Annotated in this window: 22 protein-coding genes, 1 tRNA gene and 1 pseudogene; 12 read left to right on the plus strand and 12 right to left on the minus strand. The window is 69.9% G+C overall.

Annotated features, from left to right (window positions below; all coding sequences use genetic code 11):
- Positions 1-148: 148 nt before the first annotated feature.
- Positions 149-607, plus strand: coding sequence for a DUF4265 domain-containing protein (locus ACFYWX_RS12135; RefSeq protein WP_389423875.1), 459 nt, complete (start codon positions 149-151; stop codon positions 605-607).
- A gap of 53 nt (positions 608-660) precedes the next feature.
- Here ACFYWX_RS12135 and ACFYWX_RS12140 read toward each other — a convergent pair.
- Both ACFYWX_RS12140 and ACFYWX_RS12145 read right to left on the minus strand, forming a co-directional pair.
- A pseudogene (locus tag ACFYWX_RS12140) lies at positions 661-849 on the minus strand (site-specific integrase); the annotation flags it as partial.
- A 42-nt stretch (positions 850-891) separates the two neighbouring features.
- Positions 892-1332 carry a MarR family winged helix-turn-helix transcriptional regulator gene (locus ACFYWX_RS12145; RefSeq protein ID WP_389423876.1) on the minus strand — a complete coding sequence of 147 codons (441 nt, stop codon included), beginning with the start codon at positions 1330-1332 and terminating at the stop codon, positions 892-894.
- A 90-nt stretch (positions 1333-1422) separates the two neighbouring features.
- On the opposite strand from ACFYWX_RS12145, the gene ACFYWX_RS12150 reads away from it, so the two are divergent.
- Entirely contained in the window at positions 1423-1851 is a 429-nt protein-coding gene (locus ACFYWX_RS12150) for a nuclear transport factor 2 family protein (RefSeq protein WP_389423877.1), read from the plus strand.
- A gap of 114 nt (positions 1852-1965) precedes the next feature.
- Here the strand turns inward: ACFYWX_RS12150 and ACFYWX_RS12155 are convergent, their stop codons facing one another.
- The gene (locus tag ACFYWX_RS12155; protein ID WP_389424079.1) at positions 1966-3123 is read right to left on the minus strand and encodes an RNA polymerase sigma factor; all 1158 of its coding nucleotides are present in this window, start codon (positions 3121-3123) and stop codon (positions 1966-1968) included.
- Positions 3124-3131: 8 nt separating this feature from the next.
- On the minus strand, positions 3132-3551 hold the full coding sequence (locus ACFYWX_RS12160; RefSeq protein ID WP_389423878.1) for a YciI family protein: 420 nt from the start codon (positions 3549-3551) through the stop codon (positions 3132-3134).
- Positions 3552-3870: 319 nt separating this feature from the next.
- Between ACFYWX_RS12160 and ACFYWX_RS12165 the strand changes: the two genes are divergently transcribed.
- The gene (locus ACFYWX_RS12165) at positions 3871-4257 is read left to right on the plus strand and encodes a VOC family protein (RefSeq protein WP_389423879.1); all 387 of its coding nucleotides are present in this window, start codon (positions 3871-3873) and stop codon (positions 4255-4257) included.
- 86 nt (positions 4258-4343) lie between these two features.
- Here the strand turns inward: ACFYWX_RS12165 and ACFYWX_RS12170 are convergent, their stop codons facing one another.
- From ACFYWX_RS12170 to phoU, 3 genes are all read right to left on the minus strand, one after another.
- A complete protein-coding gene (locus ACFYWX_RS12170) occupies positions 4344-4592 on the minus strand; it encodes an SCO4226 family nickel-binding protein (protein WP_389423880.1) in 249 nt (82 codons plus the stop codon).
- 206 nt (positions 4593-4798) lie between these two features.
- Positions 4799-4954 carry a hypothetical protein gene (locus ACFYWX_RS12175; RefSeq protein WP_389423881.1) on the minus strand — a complete coding sequence of 52 codons (156 nt, stop codon included), beginning with the start codon at positions 4952-4954 and terminating at the stop codon, positions 4799-4801.
- Between the two features lie 133 nt (positions 4955-5087).
- Positions 5088-5783 carry a phosphate signaling complex protein PhoU gene (gene phoU, locus ACFYWX_RS12180; protein ID WP_389423882.1) on the minus strand — a complete coding sequence of 232 codons (696 nt, stop codon included), beginning with the start codon at positions 5781-5783 and terminating at the stop codon, positions 5088-5090.
- A 223-nt stretch (positions 5784-6006) separates the two neighbouring features.
- Between phoU and ACFYWX_RS12185 the strand changes: the two genes are divergently transcribed.
- Both ACFYWX_RS12185 and ACFYWX_RS12190 read left to right on the plus strand, forming a co-directional pair.
- On the plus strand, positions 6007-7419 hold the full coding sequence (locus ACFYWX_RS12185; protein WP_389423883.1) for a sensor histidine kinase: 1413 nt from the start codon (positions 6007-6009) through the stop codon (positions 7417-7419).
- Positions 7416-8096, plus strand: a complete 681-nt coding sequence (locus ACFYWX_RS12190) for a response regulator transcription factor (RefSeq protein WP_266890667.1) — start codon at positions 7416-7418, stop codon at positions 8094-8096. The genes ACFYWX_RS12185 and ACFYWX_RS12190 overlap by 4 nt, the downstream gene beginning before the upstream one ends.
- An 88-nt stretch (positions 8097-8184) precedes the next feature.
- Here ACFYWX_RS12190 and ACFYWX_RS12195 read toward each other — a convergent pair whose 3' ends face one another.
- Complete coding sequence (locus tag ACFYWX_RS12195) at positions 8185-8877, minus strand: DUF461 domain-containing protein (RefSeq protein WP_389423884.1); 693 nt, start codon at positions 8875-8877, stop codon at positions 8185-8187.
- A gap of 600 nt (positions 8878-9477) precedes the next feature.
- Between ACFYWX_RS12195 and ACFYWX_RS12200 the strand changes: the two genes are divergently transcribed.
- The 6 genes from ACFYWX_RS12200 (at position 9478) to ACFYWX_RS12225 (ending at position 16074) form a co-directional block, all read left to right on the plus strand.
- Positions 9478-9960, plus strand: a complete 483-nt coding sequence (locus ACFYWX_RS12200) for a CarD family transcriptional regulator (RefSeq protein ID WP_003953493.1) — start codon at positions 9478-9480, stop codon at positions 9958-9960.
- Positions 9961-10246: 286 nt separating this feature from the next.
- Entirely contained in the window at positions 10247-11050 is an 804-nt protein-coding gene (gene ispD, locus ACFYWX_RS12205; RefSeq protein WP_389423885.1) for a 2-C-methyl-D-erythritol 4-phosphate cytidylyltransferase, read from the plus strand.
- On the plus strand, positions 11040-11561 hold the full coding sequence (gene ispF / locus ACFYWX_RS12210; protein ID WP_389423886.1) for a 2-C-methyl-D-erythritol 2,4-cyclodiphosphate synthase: 522 nt from the start codon (positions 11040-11042) through the stop codon (positions 11559-11561). Before ispD ends, ispF begins: the two co-directional genes overlap by 11 nt.
- 94 nt (positions 11562-11655) lie before the next feature.
- Positions 11656-13056: a cysteine--tRNA ligase gene (gene cysS, locus ACFYWX_RS12215; RefSeq protein ID WP_389423887.1), complete on the plus strand. Its 1401-nt coding sequence runs from the start codon at positions 11656-11658 to the stop codon at positions 13054-13056.
- 99 nt (positions 13057-13155) lie between these two features.
- Positions 13156-14097, plus strand: a complete 942-nt coding sequence (gene rlmB, locus ACFYWX_RS12220; protein ID WP_389423888.1) for a 23S rRNA (guanosine(2251)-2'-O)-methyltransferase RlmB — start codon at positions 13156-13158, stop codon at positions 14095-14097.
- Between the two features lie 321 nt (positions 14098-14418).
- Positions 14419-16074, plus strand: a complete 1656-nt coding sequence (locus ACFYWX_RS12225; protein ID WP_389423889.1) for a DoxX family membrane protein — start codon at positions 14419-14421, stop codon at positions 16072-16074.
- Between the two features lie 212 nt (positions 16075-16286).
- Here the strand turns inward: ACFYWX_RS12225 and ACFYWX_RS12230 are convergent, their stop codons facing one another.
- From ACFYWX_RS12230 to ACFYWX_RS12240, 3 genes are all read right to left on the minus strand, one after another.
- Entirely contained in the window at positions 16287-17018 is a 732-nt protein-coding gene (locus ACFYWX_RS12230; RefSeq protein ID WP_389423890.1) for an NDP-sugar synthase, read from the minus strand.
- Positions 17019-17106: 88 nt separating this feature from the next.
- Positions 17107-17562 (minus strand): hypothetical protein, encoded by a 456-nt coding sequence (locus ACFYWX_RS12235; RefSeq protein ID WP_389424080.1) that lies wholly within the window; start codon positions 17560-17562, stop codon positions 17107-17109.
- Positions 17563-17806: 244 nt separating this feature from the next.
- Positions 17807-18895, minus strand: coding sequence for an ABC transporter ATP-binding protein (locus ACFYWX_RS12240; RefSeq protein WP_389423891.1), 1089 nt, complete (start codon positions 18893-18895; stop codon positions 17807-17809).
- Positions 18896-19122: 227 nt separating this feature from the next.
- Here ACFYWX_RS12240 and ACFYWX_RS12245 point away from each other — a divergent pair.
- A tRNA-Thr gene (locus ACFYWX_RS12245) sits at positions 19123-19196 on the plus strand.
- A gap of 14 nt (positions 19197-19210) precedes the next feature.
- On the opposite strand, the gene ACFYWX_RS12250 is transcribed toward ACFYWX_RS12245, so the two are convergent.
- On the minus strand, positions 19211-20209 hold the full coding sequence (locus ACFYWX_RS12250; RefSeq protein ID WP_389423892.1) for a DUF4037 domain-containing protein: 999 nt from the start codon (positions 20207-20209) through the stop codon (positions 19211-19213).
- Between the last annotated feature and the right edge of the window lies 1 nt (position 20210).

Here is a 20210-nt window from a genome sequence, read left to right on the forward strand (position 1 = left end):
GCTACTACGGGTGCCGAGGCTCAGGAAAGCCACCCCTGCCCGGGATGGGAGGGCCCGTACGTGAAGGTGCACTTCCGGCTTGAGAGCGAGGACGACTGGCCCCCGGCGTCGGTGGAGTCTGTGGGTTGTCGACCAGGGCGACGGCACCGTGCGGCTCGACAACATCCCCTGGTTCGTTCGGGGCGTTGCCTGCGGGGACGTCGTGGCCACCGAGCCCGACGGGGAGGGTGTGCGATGGGCCGGCGAGGTGGTTCGGCGTTCGGAGAACTGCACCATCCGCCTCATCGTGTTCCGTGACGGCGGCTCTGGGGCTGCACGGCAGAGCGTGATCCATGCGTTTCACGAACTCGGAGTCTGCGGCGAGGGCATTGAACGGTTCGGCATGGTCGCCCTGGACGTCCCGCCCAGCGCCGATCTCGCCAAGGTGCAGCAGCTGCTCAACCATGGCGTGGCCAAGGAGTGGTGGGACATGGAAGAGGGGTGCGTCACCACGACCACCACGCGCAGGTGCCCACCGCTCCTGAACAGGGAAAACGCAGGTCGCCAAGATCCCCGCCAAGACCCAGGGCAAGAAGAAGTAGAGATTGTGATCATGCCTCCCACTTGAGCAAACGGCGCGGATGGGAGGCATTTTCTACGGCCCGTGACCACTCTGGGCCCTCAGTCCTCCGGATTCTGCGGCCGGAGCGCTTGCCCGAGAGCCTTCCGAGCCCGCTCCCGACTGCTCGGCATGAGGTGCGCGTACACCTTGAGCGTCAGCTCCGGATTGGAGTGCCCGAGGTACTCGGCAAGAGCCGGGATGCTCTCTTCGGCGTCCATGAGCACGGACGCGTAGAAGTGCCGTAGCGCTGGCCGGGCGGTACGGGCCGGAGCCTCCCCGTGTGATCGTGGTCAACGCGGTTCGTGGTGAGCGAGGACGCGGCCGAGCAGGTGCGTCAGGGTCTGCCGGTCCTCCTCCGGCAGGGGGCCGAGCAGCTCGTCCTGCACCTGGTCGAGCACCTGGTCCATGGTCCGCAGCTGTCGGGCCCCGTCCGGGGTGAGGGTCACCTTGTTGCGCCGCCCGTGGTCCGGGTCCGGGGTGCGGATGACGAAGCCCTGCTCGGTGAGTTCGCCGAGGGCTGCCACGACGTCGCTGCGGTCGACACGGCAGCGGCGGCCGAGTTCTGCCTGGCTCATGGGGCCGAACTCGTGCAGTGCGGCCAGGAGGCGGTAGTGGTAGCCGCGTGCGCCCGCAGCGGTGAAACCGGCGGACACCAGCCGGCGGGTGTGCACGGCCAGCTGGGTGATCAGCCAGCTCGGCTTCGCCGTCAGGCGCTCGGGGATCTCGTTCATGGCATCCACTCTAAATTGTGTTGGTGGGACCAACACTCTGGGCATAGTGTTGGTCCCACCAATGTTGGACCCACCCTCAATGGAGACATCGTGTCCTCTGCGTCCCTCGCGTCCTCTGTCACCCGAGCCGACGATCGCCTCGAAGTCGCCGAACTCTTCGCCCGCCTGGCCAGGCTGTTGGACGAACACCGCTACGACGAAGTCCACACCGTCTACACCGAGGACGTCGTGGCGCGCTCACCCCGCGGCGAGCTGCACGGCCTTGACGAGGTGACCGCCCTGCTGAACCGGAGCCAGGTCGAGGGAGAACGCACCCAGCACGTGCACAGCGATGTCCTGGTGAGCGTGGACGGTGACCGTGCGAAGGCCACGGCGAACGGCATCACGTACTTCTACCGCGACGGCGAACCGCCGTATCGGACGAGCGGACTGCGCATCGACTGGACCGTGGTGCGGACCCCGGCGGGCTGGCGTGTCAGTGAAGCGCAGATCACCCTCGCCTGGATGCAGGAGAAGTGACGGGCAGAGCCTCAAGAACCCAACCAAGTCGGCATCAGGGCCATGCCAGGGAAGAGCCGAGGCTTCTGGTACTCGGGGTGCCGACAAGCCCTGGGAAAGCCCGAGCGCGACCCCTCAGCGGCACCGGCGGGCGTTGAGACGGGCGTTGAGGCGGGCGGCCTGGCGGGTCAGGTGGTCGCGTTCGGCGAGGTTGGGTGCCTTGTGGGCCGCCTCGGCGTACAGCCCGGCCGCCTTCTCCAGGTCGCCGTCGCGCTCGTGGAGGTAGGCCGCCACCGCGGTGTGGCGGGGCAATGAGTCCTTCAGTTCGGCGAGTGCCGCCAGGCCGGCGCGCGGTCCGTCGGCCTCGCCGACGGCCACCGCGCGGTTGAGGCGGACGACCGGGCTGTCGGTCAGGCGCGCGAGTTCGTCGTACCACTCGACGATCTGCACCCAGTCGGTCTCCTCGGCGGTGGGCGCGTCGGCGTGGAGTGCCGCGATGGCGGCCTGGGCCTGGAACTCGCCCAGCCGGTCGCGGGCGAGGGCCGACTGGAGGATCTCGACGCCCTCGGCGATCGACTTGGTGTCCCACTGGCCGCGGTCCTGCTCGGCGAGCGGTACCAGGCTGCCGTCGGGCGCGGTCCGGGCGGCGCGCCGGGCGTGGTGGAGCAGCATGAGGGCGAGCAACCCCGCCACCTCGGGGTGGTCGATCGCGGCCGCGAGCTGCCGGGTGAGCCGGATGGCCTCGGCGGCGAGGTCGACGTCGCCGGAGTAGCCCTCGTTGAAGACCAGGTAGAGGACGCGCAGCACGGTGGCGACGTCGCCGGGCTGGTCGAAGCGGACGCCGGAGACGGTGCGCTTGGCGCGGCTGATGCGCTGCGCCATGGTCGCCTCGGGCACCAGGTAGGCCCGGGCGATCTGGCGGGTGGTCAGCCCGCCGACGGCGCGCAGCGTGAGCGCGACCGCGGACGACGGCGTCAGCGACGGGTGGGCGCACAGGAAGTAGAGCTGGAGCGTGTCGTCCGCCGCGGGCGCGGGTCCGGGCGCCGGCTCCTCGTCGACGAGGTCCTCACGTCGGCGGCGGGCGGCGTCCGCCCGGGTCGCGTCGAGGAACCGGCGCCAGGCCACGGTGATCAGCCAGCCCTTCGCATCCCGCGGAGGGTCGGCCGGCCAGACGCGGACCGCCTCGACCAGCGCGTCCTGCACGGCGTCCTCGGCCGCCGCGAAGTCGGCTCCGCGGCGGACGAGGATGGCGAGCACGCTCGGCGTGAGGCTCCGGAGCAGGGCCTCGTTCATCGATGAGGTCATCGATGAGGGCACTCCGTGATGGTGGGCGGCGCGGCCAGGAACGGGCGCAGTTCCAGCCACTCGTGGATCGGCTTGCCGCCCGCCCCAGGGGCGGCGGACAGTTCCCCGGCCAGCTCGACGGCGCGGTCGTAGCTGTCGACGTCGATCACCATCCAGCCGGCGATGAGGTCCTTGGTCTCGGCGAACGGGCCGTCGGTGACCGGCGGGCGGCCCTCGCCGTCGTACTGGACCCACGTCCCCTCGGGGGCGAGCGCCTGCCCGTCGATGAACTCGCCGGTCTCCTCCAGCCGGGCCGCGAAGTCCTGCATGTACTGCACGTGCGCCGAGATCTCCTCAGGCGTCCACTGGTCCATGGGCACGTCGTTGACCGCTGCCGGGGCGCCGCGGTAGTGCTTGAGCAGCAAGTACTTGGCCATGGTGTTTCTCCTCGGTGCTGGTGCGACCCATTGTGGTCGCGTTCACCTCGGGGACGGAGCCAGTCACGGGTTCTCGACATCGCCGTCCGATCTTTTTTTGGCTCTCGTGGATGAGCCTCGTGGCCGGTGTGGCGAAGACTTGCCGTTGTCTACCGCCCTGACGGTCATTAAGGTCGATCACGTGACTGCCGGGTCGGCCTTGGGCCATGCACGAGTTGGGGTCCCGGCCTTGGCGTGAGCGCCGGGCGGGCGCGAGGTCCGCCGTTTTTCTCCGTGTCGAGTCCGAACAGCGATCCACAGACCCGGAGATACCTGCCTCATGCCTTCCGTCCAGTTGAACCACACCGCCGTCTACGCCAGCGACCGCCACCTGTCCGCCGAGTTCATCGCCGCGATCCTCGGACTGCGGGTCGGCGCGCCGTTCGGGCCGTTCCTGCCCGTCGACCTCGGTAACGGCGTGACGCTCGACTACTACGAGAAGCGGGACGAGCCGATCCAGAGCCAGCACTACGCGTTCCTCGTCCCGGATACGGAGTTCGACGCGATGATCGGGCGCCTGGACGCGGTCGGGGTCACGTACTACGCCGATCCCAGCCACACCGAGCCCGGGCGGATCAACCGGCTCTTCGGTGGCCGTGGCGCCTACTTCGGCGACCCCGACGGGCACAACATGGAGATCATGACCCGGCCGTACGTCCGCCCCTAGCGAGGGGAACCCCAGAAACACGGCGGCACCTGGCGTACCGGAATGCCGGTGCCAGGTGCCAGGTGCCGTTCGTACGACGTCGCTCGCTATACCGACAGCGGTACCGGATGCACCTCGTCGGCCTTGTGCCCCGTGCGTTCGTGGATGCGCTGGACCGCGTCGGCGGAGGGTGCCTCGGAGAGGCAGTAGACGATGCCGGAGTCCGGGTCGGCCCAGGCCCGTTCGAAGTGCACGCTCTCGTCTCCCTCTATGGCGAGGTCGGCCTGGTGCGCCTCGCGCAGCTGCTCGGCCGTGATGCCGGTCATGTTGTGGTGGACGTCCATGAACTTGGGCATGGCGTCGCACCTCCTTCCGCCGGTGCGCTCACCTGTCTCTGCTTACTCCATCGTGCGCTCGCGTCCCGTGCGGGGCGACCGCTGCGGAGGCCGGTGTGTGCCCTGGCCGTCGCCCCGCTCCGGCAACGGCAGCAGGAAGGGCCCCGGCTCGCTCAGATGCCGGGGCCCTTCACCGTCGTCGTACACGTCGTACGAGATCTACGACCTCACCCGCACTGACACGGGTTGCCCGACTGGCACCCGCACCCGCAGCCCGAGCCACAGCCGCACGCGGCGATCAGGGGCAGGGTCCTGATCTCGGCCGGCTGGTCGGTCTGGCGGTTCTGAGTGGGGTCGGGCGTGGTGATGGGGGATTCGGCCATGGGTCCCTCCTCGACTGACGGCACCCCCGAGGCTGGTGCCTGTGCCCATTGGATGCCCGCCCTGCTGGGCGCATCAACGGCGCACAGAGGCTCTCCCGCGCCGAACAGGCACCTTCACCTCAAGGCCGAGGGCTTACGCCCCCTCCGTCGCCGGCTGGATCTCCGGCTGTACGTCCGCCTGCAGCTCGTCCGCGTGCTCGCCCGTCACCAGGAACACCACACGCTTGGCGACCGCCACCGCGTGGTCGGCGAACCGCTCGTAGTAGCGGCCGAGCAGCGTCACGTCGACGGCCGTCTCGATGCCGTGCTTCCAGCGGTCGTCCATCAGGTGCTGGAAGAGCGTGCGGTGCAGCAGGTCCATCGCGTCGTCGTCCGTCTCCAGCTGGAGCGCCAGGTCAACGTCCTTGGTGATGATGACCTCGGCCGACTTCGCCATCAGACGCTGCGCGAGCTGGCCCATCTCCAGGATGGTCGCGTGCAGGTCGTGGGGGATCGCGCGCTCGGGGTAACGCAGCCGCGCCAGCTTCGCCACGTGCTGGGCCAGGTCGCCCGAACGCTCGAGGTCCGCCGACATGCGCAGCGAGGTGACGACGATCCGCAGGTCCGTCGCCACCGGCTGCTGCCGTGCCAGCAGCGCTATCGCGCGCGCCTCCAGGTCGTGCTGCAGGTCGTCGACCTTCTTGTCGCCCTCGATCACCGTCTCGGCGAGCTTCAGGTCGGAGTCGAGGATGGCCGTCGTGGCGCGCCCGATGGCCGACCCGACCAGCCGGGCCATCTCCACCAGACCGTCGCCGATCGAATCCAGTTCCTCGTGGTACGCGTCCCGCATCAGGGTTCCCTCTCGTGCGTGTCAATCGGGGTTCCGGGGGCCGGGGCTCCGGCGCGAAACCGGCGGTGCGAACCCCACGCTCCCACGTTCCGGCCCGTACGCGTCTGTTTCCGCCACCCCAAATGAACCATTACTGGCTCCAAGGTGAACTCTGGGCGACGAGTGTTCGAGCTCGCACCTCGATGGCTGTGGCCGGGCGGTGTCCCATGCCTAACCTGGGTGCATGGACGTGAACGCGGCGGTCGCCGCAGCGGCAGCGATCGCCGGGGTACTCACCGGCGTGATCGCCATGCTGGCGTTCCGCTGGAGCGAGCGGGAACAGGCACGTCCGACGCGTACCTCCCTGCACACCGACCCGGTGCTGCCGCCCGGCGTGGACACCGTCCTGTCCGTGCTGCGCTCCTCGGCCGTCGTCCTCGACGAGGCCGACGCCGTCGTCAAGGCCAGCTCCGCCGCTTACGCCCTCGGGCTGGTCCGCGGCGGCAAGCTCTCCGTGGAACCGATGCTCCAGATGGCCCGGGACACCCGGCGCGACGGCGAGATACGCCAGGTCGAGCTGGACCTGCCGAGGCGGGGGACCGGACGGGGCGAGGCCCTCGCCGTGTCCGCACGCGTGGCACCACTCGGCTCCCGGCTCGTCCTCCTGCTCGTCGAGGACCTCACCGAGGCCCGGCGCATCGAGGCCGTACGGCGCGACTTCGTCGCCAACGTCAGCCACGAGCTGAAGACGCCCACCGGCGCGCTCTCCCTCCTCTCCGAGGCCGTCATGGACGCCTCCGACGACCCGGAGGCCGTGCAGCGCTTCGCCGGACGCATGCAGATCGAGGCGACCCGCCTGACCAGCCTCGTGCAGGAGCTCATCGACCTCTCCCGGGTCCAGAACGACGACCCCCTCGAGGACGCCGAGCCCGTGCGCGTCGACGAACTGGTCGCCGAGGCCATCGACCGCTGCCGGCACGCGGCGGGCACCAAGCAGATCACCATGGCCGCCTCGGTCGGAGGGCCCGCCGCCCCCTCGGCCGCGGGCGGCGACGGACCTCCGGCGGGCACACCTGAGCTGCGCGTATGGGGTCACCGCGGCCAGCTCGCCGCCGCCCTCGGCAACCTCGTCGAGAACGCCGTCAACTACTCGCCCGCCCGCACCCGCGTCGGCATAGCGGCCCGCAGGGTGCCCACGCCCGGCGGCGACCTGATCGAGATCGCCGTCACCGACCAGGGCATCGGCATCACCGACAAGGACAAGGAGCGCATCTTCGAGCGCTTCTACCGCGTCGACCCGGCCCGCTCCCGCGCCACCGGCGGTACGGGACTCGGGCTGGCGATCGTCAAGCACGTGGCCGCCTCGCACGGCGGGGAGGTCACGGTGTGGAGCTCCGAGGGACAGGGCTCCACGTTCACCCTGCGGCTGCCGGAGGCGGGCTCCGCCCGCGACCGAACCCAGCAGCACCCCGACCTCGACGCCGACAACGACGACTACGACGAGGACACCGGGGACATAGGAGACATCGAGGAGATCGAGGTCCGGCGGTCCGCCGCGGCGCCCCGCACCTCGCCACCGTCCAAGTCCCCGTCCCACGACTCACCCCCCGACTCAACCGCGTACGAAACGCTTTCCGCCCCGGAGGTCCTTCCGTGACCCGTGTGCTCGTCGTCGAGGACGAGGAGTCCTTCTCCGACGCCCTGTCCTACATGCTCCGCAAGGAGGGCTTCGAGGTCGCCGTCGCGACCACGGGCCCCGACGGACTCGACGAGTTCGAGCGCAACGGCGCCGACCTCGTCCTCCTCGACCTGATGCTGCCGGGGCTGCCCGGTACGGAGGTCTGCCGCCAGCTGCGCGGCCGCTCCAACGTCCCCGTGATCATGGTGACCGCCAAGGACAGTGAGATCGACAAGGTCGTCGGCCTGGAGATAGGAGCCGACGACTACGTCACCAAGCCGTTCTCCTCGCGGGAACTGGTCGCCCGTATCCGCGCCGTGCTGCGCCGCCGCGGCGAGCCCGAGGAGGTCTCCCCGGCCGCCCTCGAGGCGGGCCCGGTCCGCATGGACGTCGACAGACACGTGGTGACCGTCTCCGGCTCCAAGGTCGACCTCCCCCTCAAGGAGTTCGACCTCCTCGAGATGCTGCTGCGCAACGCCGGCCGCGTCCTGACCCGCATGCAGCTCATCGACCGCGTCTGGGGCGCCGACTACGTCGGCGACACCAAGACCCTCGACGTCCACGTCAAGCGCCTCCGCGCGAAGATCGAGCCCGACCCGGGAGCGCCGCGCTATCTGGTGACGGTGCGCGGTCTGGGCTACAAGTTCGAGCCGTAAACCGCGGGCGGACGAAGAGCCGCAAGCCACGCGGTACGAAGAAGGGCGGGACCTCCCAGAGGTCCCGCCCTTTCGTGTATACGGCCGGTCAGTGGCCCGCCGCCGACTCCGAAGCCGACGCGTTCGGGGACGTCGAGCCGCTCGGGGAACCGCTCGTGGAGGGCGAGCCGCTGGTGGCGGGGGAGCCGCTCGGGGACGGCGAGCCCGAGGTGCCGCCGGCCGGTTCGCCCGAGGGGCTCGCGGAGGCGCCGCCCGGAGCGGTCGGGACCTCGCTCGGGCCCCACTTGGAGAAGTAGCTCTCGGAGGGGACGACGAACGCGCGCAGGCTCACGTCACCGGTCTTGCTGAAGGTGAAGGTGATCTTCTGGGCGTTGCCGTCCTCGATGGCCTCGCCGCTGCCGGCCAGCACCGCGGAGGCGTTGTCCGCGCCGCCGATGACGACCGAGCCGCCGGCCGGGATGCTCAGCTTGCCGTTGCCCTTGGCGGGCTTCAGTTCGACGGGCTTGTCGATGCCGTCCACGGTGATCGAGTCCAGCGTCTGCGCGGTGCCGCCGCTGTTGAACACGGTGGCGGAGATCGCGGTGGGGCCGGTCGACTCCGGGTCGGGCTGGGTGATGACGACCGCGTTCTGGATCTTGATGTCGCCAACGGCGGTGGCAGCGTTGTCCGGCTTGATCTCCAGAGTCTGGGAGTTGTTGCCGGCGCCGCAGGCGGCGAGCGAGGCGATCGAGAACGCGATGGCGGAAGCGGCGAGGGCGCCGCGTCGAAGGCTGCTGCTCACGGCGGCGGCAACTCCTTGAACGCACGGGGGCGGCTTCGTTCTTGATGAGCCGCCCTAAGGGTCAGTCAGCGGCCCTTAGGTTACCGAGCCGTCCTCGCGCCGCCGCACCCGACCCTCCCTCGAGCCGTCTCATCTCCTGCGCCACAGGTCACAAGTGACCCTCAAGTCACTTTGATCACTCGGGCGGATCACTCGGGCGGACGACATTCTCATAAGGTCTCGCCTCGCAAATCTTCCGTGAAGGAATGCCCGATCACCTGAAGAATTGATCATCGGCTTCCCTCGCCGGTCGTGATCAATTCTTGATTCGTCTCGTATCCCACTCCGCGCACCGAACGGAGTAGCGGAAGTCGAGCACTTGGAACCGGACATTTGGGGATGTTCAGCCGCCTGGAGGAGCCTCCGGATGTGTGTAACGTACGCGTTTCACCTCTGTAGGACAGCACCTCCCACCTGCGAATACCTGCTTCCGATCGCCCCGCGCAGCACGTCCATGTTGCTGTTGTCAAGCCCCGAGATATGCCCTGACCTGCGAAAACGCCATTCAGTAGACGCCGTATCCGTGTTACTCTGGATAGCCACGGAAGGGGTACCTGTCACATGACGTTCAAGGTTGGCGACACCGTGGTCTATCCCCATCACGGGGCCGCGCTGATCGAGGCTATCGAAACTCGCCAGATCAAAGGCGTGGACAAGACCTACTTGGTGCTGAAGGTCGCCCAGGGTGACCTGACAGTGCGTGTGCCAGCGGACAATGCGGAGTTCGTCGGCGTGCGTGATGTGGTCGGTCAGGACGGGCTGGACCGGGTCTTCGAGGTGCTGCGCGCACCATACGCAGAGGAGCCCACGAACTGGTCCCGTCGCTACAAGGCAAATCTCGAGAAGCTCGCCTCCGGCGATGTCATCAAGGTCGCGGAAGTCGTGCGTGACCTGTGGCGTCGCGAGCGCGAGCGCGGACTCTCCGCGGGTGAGAAGCGCATGCTCGCCAAGGCCCGCCAGATCCTGGTGAGCGAGCTCGCCCTCGCGGAGAACACCAACGAGGACAAGGCCGAGGCGCTGCTCGACGAGGTCCTCGCGTCCTGACGCCGGCGCAAGCCAGCCTCAGCTCAGCATTCAGCACATCGAAATGCCGCGGTGCCCGATGACGTATTAGTGTCGCCGGGCGCTGCGGCATGTTCGCGCTCAGATGCCGTACGCCGAGGTGGGGCCCCGATACTTTGGCGTGCCGGGCCCGGGCGGCTGACTCGACCGGTGTCACGGAAGGGTCCGGTCGAGGCGTCGCGCCCGGCACTTCCCCGCACTCTCGCGAGCGCGGGGTACGCCCAGGCCATACCCAACTAGGCCGAGCACACAAACCTGACAGGAACCGATGTCTGACGATTCGCGACCTTCACCCGCGCAAGCAGCCCCGACGAGCACCGGCCAGGCAGCCCGTACGACACCCCGTACGGCCTCCCGCACCGCCGCCGTGATCCCGGCCGCCGGCCGCGGCGTACGGCTCGGCCCGGGTGCCCCCAAAGCGCTCCGCGCGCTGAACGGCACGCCCATGCTCGTCCACGCGGTACGCGCGATGGCCGCCTCCCGAGCCGTCTCCCTCGTGGTCGTCGTCGCCCCGCCCGAGGGCGCCGCCGAGGTCAAGAGCCTGCTCGACGCACACGCCCTGCCCGAGCGCACCGACTTCCTCGTCGTCCCCGGCGGCGACACCCGCCAGGAGTCCGTGAAGCTCGGCCTCGACGCGCTGCCGCCCGATCACGACATCGTCCTCGTCCACGACGCCGCCCGCCCGCTCGTCCCCGTCGACACCGTGGACACCGTCATCGAGGCCGTACGCGACGGCGCCCAGGCCGTCGTCCCCGCACTGCCCCTCGCCGACACCGTCAAGGAAGTCGAGCCCGCGACCGTCACAGGCGACCCCGAACCCGTCGTCGCCACACCCGAGCGGTCCCGACTGCGCGCCGTCCAGACACCCCAGGGCTTCGACCGCGCCACCCTCGTCCACGCCCACGAGACGGTCACCGACAACGTCACCGACGACGCGAGCATGATCGAACAGCTGGGGCTGCCCGTCGTGGTCGTACCGGGCCACGAGGAGGCCTTCAAGGTGACGCGCCCCCTCGACCTCGTCCTCGCCGAGGCCGTCCTGACCCGCAGGAGGCTCACCGATGGCTTCTGAAGCGTCCGGCTTCCGGCAGACGCCGGCAGGGCCCCCGCTGCCCCAGGTGGGCATCGGCACCGACATCCACGCCTTCGAGGACGGCCGTGAACTGTGGTGCGCGGGACTGAAATGGGAAGGCGAGGGACCCGGCCTCGCCGGACACTCCGACGCCGACGTCGTCGCCCACGCCGCCTGCAACGCGCTGTTCTCCGCCGCCGGACTCGGTGACCTGGGACAGCACTTCGGCACCGGACGGCCCGAGTGGTCCGGCGCCTCCGGCGTCACCCTCCTGACCGAGGCCGCCCGCATCGTGCGCGAGGCCGGATTCCGCATCGGGAACATCGCCGTCCAGGTCGTCGGACCCCGCCCGAAAATCGGCAAGCGCCGCGACGAGGCCCAGAAGATCCTCTCCGAAGCCGCGGGAGCCCCCGTGTCCGTCTCCGGCGCCACCACCGACGGCCTCGGATTCCCCGGCCGCGGAGAAGGCCTCATGGCCGTCGCCACCGCACTGGTCGCCCGTACGGACTGAGTCACGGACCGGGACCGACGCCTACAGGTCACGAAAACACGCCCTTGGCCGGAACAGTCGCAAGGCACTCCCACCGGCCCACTACTCTGGAGTGGTGACCATTCGCCTGTACGACACCAGCGCCCGGCAGATCCGTGACTTCAGCCCGCTCCAGCCGGGTTGCGTCTCGATCTACCTCTGTGGCGCCACCGTGCAGGCAGCACCGCACATCGGCCACATCCGCTCCGGCCTCAACTTCGACATCATGCGCCGATGGTTCGCCCACCGCGGCTACGACGTGACGTTCATCCGCAACGTCACCGACATCGACGACAAGATCATCACCAAGTCGGCCGACCAGGGCCGCCCCTGGTGGGCCATCGGCTACGACAACGAGCGCGCGTTCAACGACGGCTACCACGTCCTCGGCTGCCTGCCCCCGACGTACGAACCGCGCGCCACCGGGCACGTCCCGGAGATGATCGAGATGATGCGCGGACTCATCGAGCGCGGGCACGCCTACGAGGCCGACGGCAACGTCTACTTCGACGTGCGCTCCTTCACGGAGTACCTGCGCCTGTCCAACCAGGAACTCGACAACCTCCTCCAGCCGTCGAGCGAGGGCGAGACCGGCAAGCGGGACTCCCGCGACTTCGCCATGTGGAAGGCGGCGAAGCCCGGCGAGCCCAGCTGGGAGACGCCGTGGGGGCGAGGCCGACCCGGCTGGCACCTCGAGTGCTCCGCGATGGCCCACAAGTACCTCGGCACCGCCTTCGACATCCACGGCGGCGGACTCGACCTGATCTTCCCGCACCACGAGAACGAGATCGCCCAGGCCAAGGCCTACGGCGACGACTTCGCCCAGTACTGGGTGCACAACGCCTGGGTCACCATGAGCGGCGAGAAGATGTCCAAGTCGCTCGGCAACTCCGTCCTCGTCAGCGAGATGGTCAAGCAGTGGCGGCCCATCGTCCTGCGCTACTACCTCGGCACCCCGCACTACCGATCCATGATCGAGTACAGCGAGGAGGCCCTGCGCGAGGCCGAGTCGGCGTTCGCCCGCATCGAGGGCTTCGTGCAGCGCGTCGTCGAGAAGGCCGGGGGAGTCGTCGAACCCGCCGCCGACGTACCACCCGCCTTCGCCGAGGCCATGGACGACGACCTCGGCGTCCCGCAGGCCCTCGCCATCGTCCACACCACCGTCCGCCAGGGCAACTCCGCCCTCGCAGCCGACGACAAGGAAGCCGCCGTCGCCCGCCTCGCCGAGGTGCGCGCCATGCTCGGCGTCCTCGGACTCGACCCCCTCGACCCGCAGTGGGCCGGCGAGACCGACCGTGGCGAGGACCTGCACGGCGTCGTCGACAGCCTCGTACGCCTCGTACTCGACCAGCGCGAGGCCGCCCGCGCCCGCAAGGACTGGGCCACCGCGGACGCCATCCGCGACCAGCTCAACCAGTCCGGACTCGTCATCGAGGACAGCCCCCAGGGGCCCCGGTGGAGCCTCGGCCCACGCTGAGTCCCACCCCCAGCCCCTTGATCGACTGTGCCGCCCGGGCAGCCGGGCGGCACACTGCATAGACGTAATCAACCGACGCACCACAGGAACAGGTAGGTCATGGCCGCGAACAACCGTCGCATGTCCGGCAAGAAGGGCGCGCAGGTCGGCAGTGGCGGCCAGCGACGCCGAGGCCTGGAGGGCAAGGGACCGACGCCCCCCGCCGAGATGCGCAAGGGACACAAGAAGAACCGCATCGCCACCGTCAAGGCGAAGCAGACCGCGCGCCGCCCCGCACCCCGCGGCCGAGGCGGCAAGTCCACCTCCGAACTCGTCGTCGGCCGCAACCCCGTCGTCGAGGCACTGCGCGAAGGCGTACCCGCCTCCACGCTCTACGTCCAGCAGTTCATCGACAACGACGAGCGCGTCCGCGAGGCACTCCAGCTCGCGGCCGAGCGCGGCGGCATCAACCTCATGGAGGCCCCCCGCCCCGAGCTCGACCGCATGACCAACGGCCTCAACCACCAGGGCCTCGTCCTCCAGGTCCCGCCCTACGAGTACGCCCACCCCGAGGACCTCCTCGACGCCGCCCACGACGAGGGCGCCGACGCGCTCATCGTCGCCCTCGACGGCGTGACCGACCCGCGCAACCTCGGCGCCGTCGTCCGCTCCGTCACCGCCTTCGGCGGCCACGGCGTCGTCGTCCCCGAGCGGCGCGCCGCCGGCATGACCGCCGGCGCCTGGAAGACCTCCGCCGGCACCGCCGCCCGTACGCCCGTCGCCCGCGCCACCAACCTCACGCGCGCCCTGGAGGCCTACCAGAAGGCCGGCGTCACGGTCGTCGGCCTCGCCGCCGACGGAGAAGCCGAACTCGGAGACCTGAACGCCCTGGAGGGCCCCGTCGTCATCGTCGTCGGCAGCGAAGGCAAGGGCCTGTCCCGCCTCGTCGGCGAAACCTGCGACTTCCGCGTCCGCATCCCCATGCCCGGTGGCGCCGAATCCCTCAACGCCGGTGTTGCGGCGGGCATCGTGCTGTACGAGGCCTGTCGTCGGCGTGGCTGAGGGCGGTTGGCGGCAGGCAGGCGGAGCCCGCCGGTCGGAGGCCGGCGCAGACGTCCGAAGCCGCGAAGCGTGCGAGGGCGGCAGAAAGAAGGGGCCGCCGGTGTTGCGGCGGGCATCGTGCTGTACGAGGCCTGTCGTCGGCGTGGCTGAGGGCGGTTGGCGGTAGGCGTCGTGCTCTACGAAGCGGCGCGCCGACGGGCCTGAACGCACGTCCGTAGATTCACCGGAACGGGTCAATTCCGGCGAGCAGGGCAACCTTGACGGGGTCCGGACAGATCCGCCGAGTCAAGACAGTGTCCTAACGACACGTCACTCGGTTAGATGAGTGTGGACACCAGAACACCCCGCACACCCACGGGGGACCGCTCGTCGGGATACGACGACGCTCCCGCGCTGAGCATGGTGAAGGTGCCGAGCGATCCGGCGCAGGTCATCGTCAATCACGCGAGCTTCCGCGTGCAGCTGGGCGCATCGACCCGGCGCGGCGGCCCGTCCCAGCGGATCGCACGGCACCTGAGCGCCACCGAGAACACCGCCCGCATGCCCGTCGTCGGCACGACGAGCAGAGCGGGCGCGGCCGGCACTGCGTCGACGCGCCGCCGACCCGTCGTCTGGAGCGGCAGGTCCGCCCCCGACGACACCGGCGCCCACCGGCTGCTCCAAGCCGTGCGGGCAGGCAGCGTCAGCCACGACCAACCCAACGACGCCGGAGCCACCCAGGTCATCCCCCGCGTCGACACCCACGGCGGCTACCCCGACGACGGCTACGGCGACCTCGACCAGACCGTCGAAACCCCCGTCGTAGGCGCCCAACGCACCTACCGCGCCGGCGACACCTCACTCCTGCCGAACATGCGCACCGTCGGCAGCGCCTACGACGAACGCGCCTACACAGGCCCGGAGTTCGACGACCACGAGGACACCTACACGGCGGACCCCCGCCCCCGGCCCCACGGCAGACGCCAGAGCGACGACCCCGCCCGGCACGCCTACTACCCCGGCCGCCGCATGAATCTCGGCGGCGTCCTCCTCCCCCTGCGCCTCCTGCTCGGCTCCATCTCCATCTACGCCGGCATGGGCAAGCTCTGCGACCCCGTCTACTTCGACGGCGGCAAACGCGGCTCCATGGTCAAGTGGCTCAACACCCTCCACCCCTGGGAAGCCGCCGAACCCCTCCGCCAGGTCGCCCTCCACCACCCCGTCGGCTCCGGACTCGTCATCGCCTTCCTCCAGGTCGTCGTCGGTGTCCTCACCGTCCTCGGCTGCTGGCAGCGCATCGCCGCCGCCTTCGGCGCCATGCTCTCCGCCGCACTCATCGTCACCGTCAGCTGGAAGACCGTCCCGGTCTACGAGACCCCCGACATCATCTACCTCGCCGCCTGGTCCCCCCTGGTCATCGCCGGCGCCCCCGTCTACTCCATCGACGGCCGCCTCGCCGCCGGAGCCTGGCGGCGCCTCGGACCCCGCTCCGACCTCTGGGAACTCCGCCGCTACGTCCTGCGTCGCGGCGCCCTCGTCACCACCGTCGTCACCGGCCTCACCCTCCTCGTCGGCTCCCTCCTCGGCGGCGCCGTCCGTGACGCCGACCGCGTCGTCGTACCCGGCCCCGGCGAGGCCCCCCGCAACGAACAGCCCGGCTCCCCCCTCCCCCAGGACCCCGCCGAGCCCAAGCAGCGCCAGAGCCCCTCCGCGTCCACCTCACCCACCCAGGGCGCCACCGCGGGCTCCACCCCCTCCGGCACCGCCACTACCCCCGGCGCCACCCGCGACACCGGCACCGCCACCGGCGGCACCCCCAGCCAGACCCAGGGCACCACCGGCCAAGCCCCACCCCAGCACACCACCCCCGCCGGCCAGGCCCCCAGCACCACCTCCGGCCCCACCTCCGGCGGCGCCGCAACCGGCGGCCCGTCGGGTGGCTCCGGCGGCAGCTCCTCCTCGGGCCAGTCGGGCCTCGTAGGCGGCCTGTTGGGGTAACCGAGCCGGCGGGCGACATCCTGGGCACGCCTGCCGGCTGAACATACGGCCCGTACGACGAGGGTCCCGCACGGAAGACGTGCGGGACCCTCGTCGTACGGTGCGTGCAGTGCGCCCCGTCAGGGGCGCGGGGCTGTGACATTTGCAGCTCCGCCGCGGGGCGCGACCAGCCACATACGGCCCGCAGCGGCACGACGGCCTCTACTGAGCGCTCAGCGCCCCAGCGCCGCCAACTCCCTCGCCGCCTCCGTCAGATCCTTCGCCGTATCGATGGCACGCCAATACGCCCCCTGCGGAATCGTAAAGCCGGCCAGCCGCCGCTCACGAGCCAGATGCGGAAACGTCGTCCGCTCATGGTCCCCCCGCTGCGGCAGCAACCCCGCGAACTCGGGGGAGAAGACGTACACACCCGCGTTGATCTCGAACGTCGACGGCGGCGCCTCGATGAAGTCCGTGATGTGACCGAAGCCGTCCGTCTTCACCGCCCCCCACGGAATGCGCGGCCGCGCCAACGCAAGGGTCGCGACCGCGTCGCGCTCGGTGTGGAAGTCCGCCATGTCACGCAGCGAGAAGCGCGTCCAGATGTCGCCGTTGGTGGCGTACCAGGACCGGTCCGGATGGGGGAGATGCGCGGCCGCGTACTTCAGGCCGCCACCGCGGCCCAGCGGCTCGCTCTCGACGACCGTCGTGACCGACACCGGCAACTCGGCCGCATCCAGCCACTTCTGCAGAACATCGGCGAGATGACCGCACGAGACCACCACGTGGGTCACGCCCTCCTCGGCGAGCCAGGTGATCTGATGACCGATGATCGGCGTCCCCGTACCGGGGATCTCGACCATCGGCTTGGGCCGGTCGTCGGTGTAGGGACGCAGCCGGGACCCCTGGCCACCGGCCAGGATCACGGCTTGCGTGGGGCGGGACGCCACGTGCGGATCGGTCATGACCGAACTGTACGTGGCGCCCCGCCCGGGGCTGCGCCTGTACTCGTGCTCAGCTGTGCCGGGGGCTCAGCCGTGGCCGTGCCCGTGCTCAGCTGTGCATCGCTGCCACCCCGGAGGCGAAGGAGGTGTCACACACCGGCCGGGCGAACGACTGCGCCCGCGTCGGCCCGTACACACGGACCGCGGCCCGGCCGAGGGCACGGGCGATGGAGACACAGTGCTCGGCCAGCGACGGACGCTCGTTCACCGCCTCCTGGAGGTGGGTCAGCGCGACGCCCGGGTCCTTCTCCTGCAACTCGGTCAGGAGCTGGTCGCGCAGCACGTCCTCAGGGGCGCGCGGGGCGGAGTGGGAGGTGCGGTCCGGGGCGGAGACGTCGGAGGCGGTGAGCACCGAGTCCGAAGGGTTCCCCGACCAGTTGACCCGGGTGACCGCGAGGGTCCCCGAGAGCACCAGGACGACGGGCAGGACGAGGGCGAGGGAGCGGCCGATCCGGCGGGCGGGGCCCCGGCCGCGTCCTGGCTGCTGAGTGGTGGAGTGCTTCACGGAGTGCTTCACGCGTGTGAGGGTAGCGCCCGGTAGTGTTTCGGAGACATTCAGTCACCGATTCGGGTGATCGGGGCGTCCCTCTTTCTGGGTAAGGGGTTGACGCACAGCACTCGAAATGACCGTTCTGCCGGGGTATTTGTCCGCAACGAGAAGGGCCCCGCAGCAGCCTGCGGGGCCCTCTTCTTCAACCAGGGCGAATCACCCGGGGTTGTACCGCTCGATGCGTGCCGACTCAGCCGACTCAGTCGGAGAGACGCTCACCCGTGGACGTCGAGAACACGTGGGTCTCACCCGCGCGCGGGACGACGTGCAGCGTGCTGCCCTTCTCCGGGACGTCACGGCCGCTGACACGGACCACGAGGTCCTTCGAGTCGTCGCCGACCTTCGCGGTGCCGTAGACGTACGCGTCGGCGCCCAGCTCCTCGACCACGTTCACGGTGACCGCGAGGCCCAGCTCGGCCTCGGCGCCGGCCACGTCGAAGTGCTCCGGACGCACACCGACCGTCACGGTCTTGTCGGTGGCGGCGGAGAGCGCGTCACGCTGGACCGGCACGACCGACTTGCCGAACTTCACACCGCCGTCGGCGATCGGGACCTCGACCAGGTTCATGGCCGGGGAACCGATGAAGCCGGCGACGAACAGGTTCGCGGGCTTGTCGTACATGTTGCGCGGGGTGTCGATCTGCTGGAGCAGACCGTCCTTGAGGACCGCCACACGGTCACCCATCGTCATGGCCTCGACCTGGTCGTGGGTGACGTAGACGGTGGTGATGCCGAGACGGCGCTGCAGCGACGCGATCTGCGTACGCGTGGAGACACGGAGCTTGGCGTCCAGGTTGGACAGCGGCTCGTCCATGAGGAACACCTGCGGCTCACGCACGATGGCGCGGCCCATGGCGACACGCTGACGCTGACCACCGGAGAGCGCCTTCGGCTTGCGGTCCAGGTACTCGGTCAGGTCGAGGATCTTCGCGGCCTCCTCGACCTTCTGCCGGATCTCGGCCTTGTTCACGCCGGCGATCTTGAGCGCGAAGCCCATGTTGTCGGCGACCGTCATGTGCGGGTACAGCGCGTAGTTCTGGAACACCATGGCGATGTCCCGGTCCTTCGGCGGCAGGTGCGTGACGTCGCGGTCACCGATGCGGATGGCGCCGCCGTTCACGTCCTCGAGCCCGGCGAGCATCCGGAGCGAGGTGGACTTTCCGCAGCCGGACGGGCCGACCAGAACGAGGAACTCCCCGTCCTCGATCTCGATGTCGAGCGCGTCTACGGCGGGCTTCGTGGAGCCCGGGTAGACCCGGGTCGCCTTGTCGAACGAGACAGTGGCCATGATGAATGAACCCCTTCTACCGGCAGGAACGTGCCGGACGATCCGAGTAGGAAGGTGGTGAGCCTCGGCGGAGGTTCCGCCGTGGTGTAGTCCACACGCGTGAACTGGGTCAGGACGGTACCTGGCGATCGCGTGCCTGTCAGTAGTTGTGGGGCTGTGAACTTCGCGGAAATTTTCGACGGGGCGCCCTCGCGACCTGGGTACACTGCACGGGCACGTACGTGCAGGCCTCCTTAGCTCAGCTGGCCAGAGCAACGCACTTGTAATGCGTAGGTCGTCGGTTCGAATCCGACAGGGGGCTCTCTGAAGCCCAGGTCAGTCCCCATCTGACCTGGGGTTTTTCGCTTCCGCCAGCAACGCCTCCACAAACCGCTCCGCCCCCAGGACTCGAAACGGCCTGCTGTGATACGGCCGGGTGCTCGGGTCGACCGGCGCCGTCACCCCGAGCTGGTTGTGCAGCGCCCCCACGGCCTCGTACGCCTCAGCGAGATGTCGCTCCCGCTCCCGCCAGTCTGTCGCCGCCAGGGCGGCCGTCAGCACCGGGGTGAGCCGCCGACCCGTCGCGGCCTGGGAGAAGGCCGTCCCCAGCCACTTGCTGTACGGGGGATAGCGGCGGTCCATCAGGAGGCACAGGCGCATCAGGTCGCGGATCAGGCGGGCGGCGACCACCGCGGAGCCCAGTTCGTCGCCCACCTCGCCGCAGCGGCCGACGAAGGCTTCCTCGTCGGAGATGCGTTGCCAGTGGCGGGCCAGGACGTGGAGCCAGACGTCGTGGGGGTACCAGCGCAGGGTGGCTCGCAGCGGGGTGAGTTCGCCGAGGCCGTCGTGGAACACCGCGCCCGAGGTGAGCTCGGCCAGGCGCTGGGTGGGTGTGGTGAGCCAGTGTTCGGCGGTGATCTCGGCCGTCGGGTCGAAGGCGAGCTGGGCCGTGAACCATGTCGTCACGTCGGTGATCTCGACGCGGTGGTGGACGGGGCCGTCCGTCGTCGCCATGACGCGGATGTCCTTGACCGGGTCCTCGCCCGTCTCGGCGAAATGGGTCGGGTAGCCCAGGAAGGTTTTGGGGAGGCGTTCGGCGAGGAGGGTGTTCAGCCGGCCTCCGTGGTCGCGGGCGTCCTCCGGGCTCAGGTAGAGCTGGAGGCGTGGGCCCCATTCGTGGTCGGCGGAGCGGGGGGTGTCGTAGCCGAGGACTTCGGAGCCGGGGCCGAGGCGGGCGGCTGAGTGGGGGGTGTGGGGGAGGGCCTCGTCGAGGAGGGGGCGTACCGCTTCGAGGTAGAAGCGGTGGGAGAGTTCGAGGCCGGGGGTGAAGGGCATG

Source organism: Streptomyces sp. NPDC002888 (assembly GCF_042888465.1).
In the GTDB taxonomy this organism is placed as follows: Bacteria; Actinomycetota; Actinomycetes; order Streptomycetales; family Streptomycetaceae; genus Streptomyces.

Coding starts and splice junctions, on each gene's coding strand:
- ACFYWX_RS12145 (WP_389423876.1), bottom strand. CDS start 1,332: ATGAACGAGATCCCCGAGCGCCTGACGGCGAAGCCGAGCTGGCTGATC.
- ACFYWX_RS12155 (WP_389424079.1), bottom strand. CDS start 3,123: ATGAACGAGGCCCTGCTCCGGAGCCTCACGCCGAGCGTGCTCGCCATC.
- ACFYWX_RS12160 (WP_389423878.1), bottom strand. CDS start 3,551: ATGGCCAAGTACTTGCTGCTCAAGCACTACCGCGGCGCCCCGGCAGCG.
- ACFYWX_RS12165 (WP_389423879.1), top strand. CDS start 3,871: ATGCCTTCCGTCCAGTTGAACCACACCGCCGTCTACGCCAGCGACCGC.
- ACFYWX_RS12170 (WP_389423880.1), bottom strand. CDS start 4,592: ATGCCCAAGTTCATGGACGTCCACCACAACATGACCGGCATCACGGCC.
- ACFYWX_RS12175 (WP_389423881.1), bottom strand. CDS start 4,954: ATGGCCGAATCCCCCATCACCACGCCCGACCCCACTCAGAACCGCCAG.
- phoU (WP_389423882.1), bottom strand. CDS start 5,783: ATGCGGGACGCGTACCACGAGGAACTGGATTCGATCGGCGACGGTCTG.
- ACFYWX_RS12185 (WP_389423883.1), top strand. CDS start 6,007: ATGGACGTGAACGCGGCGGTCGCCGCAGCGGCAGCGATCGCCGGGGTA.
- ACFYWX_RS12200 (WP_003953493.1), top strand. CDS start 9,478: ATGACGTTCAAGGTTGGCGACACCGTGGTCTATCCCCATCACGGGGCC.
- ispD (WP_389423885.1), top strand. CDS start 10,247: ATGTCTGACGATTCGCGACCTTCACCCGCGCAAGCAGCCCCGACGAGC.
- ispF (WP_389423886.1), top strand. CDS start 11,040: ATGGCTTCTGAAGCGTCCGGCTTCCGGCAGACGCCGGCAGGGCCCCCG.
- rlmB (WP_389423888.1), top strand. CDS start 13,156: ATGGCCGCGAACAACCGTCGCATGTCCGGCAAGAAGGGCGCGCAGGTC.
- ACFYWX_RS12225 (WP_389423889.1), top strand. CDS start 14,419: ATGAGTGTGGACACCAGAACACCCCGCACACCCACGGGGGACCGCTCG.
- ACFYWX_RS12230 (WP_389423890.1), bottom strand. CDS start 17,018: ATGACCGATCCGCACGTGGCGTCCCGCCCCACGCAAGCCGTGATCCTG.
- ACFYWX_RS12240 (WP_389423891.1), bottom strand. CDS start 18,895: ATGGCCACTGTCTCGTTCGACAAGGCGACCCGGGTCTACCCGGGCTCC.
- ACFYWX_RS12250 (WP_389423892.1), bottom strand. CDS start 20,209: ATGCCCTTCACCCCCGGCCTCGAACTCTCCCACCGCTTCTACCTCGAA.